1 protein-coding gene is annotated in these 397 nt (G+C 61.0%); it reads left to right on the top strand.

What is annotated here, in order from left to right; translation table 11 throughout:
* Positions 1-7: 7 nt before the first annotated feature.
* The gene (locus tag JG676_RS09915) at positions 8-178 is read left to right on the top strand and encodes an FAD-binding oxidoreductase (protein WP_373563822.1); all 171 of its coding nucleotides are present in this window, start codon (positions 8-10) and stop codon (positions 176-178) included.
* The last annotated feature ends 219 nt before the right edge of the window (positions 179-397 follow it).

Here is a 397-nt window from a genome sequence, read left to right as displayed (position 1 = left end):
CAACGATTTGATCACCTCGATGGCGGGATCGATCTCCGCCGAGCACGGCATCGGCATCGAGAAGCTCGACGAGCTCGCCCACTACCGCAGCAAGATCGAGCTCGACACGATGCGCACCATAAAGCGGTCGTTGGATCCGAAGAACATCATGAACCCGGGCAAGGTGTTGCGTGTCTGATGTTTCCCGTCGCCGCAGGGGGTTCGCATACGAATATGAACCTCCGTCGTCCCGACCGGAGCGAAGCGGAGTGGAGGGATCTCTTCATGCAACGTCCGCCAGGATGAGTGGGTCCCTCGACGGAGTTTACCCCGAGGTCATCCGAGGGGCTTCGCTCCGCTCGGGACGACGGATATACCGGCGCGTCAAAGTTAGCGCCCATGAGAGCCGCGCTTCCAG

Source organism: Campylobacter sp. 2018MI34 (genome assembly GCF_016598975.1).
In the GTDB taxonomy this organism is placed as follows: domain Bacteria; phylum Campylobacterota; class Campylobacteria; order Campylobacterales; family Campylobacteraceae; genus Campylobacter_D.
Note: the sequence above shows the minus strand (reverse complement) of the source record. Positions and strands in the feature narration are given on the sequence as shown.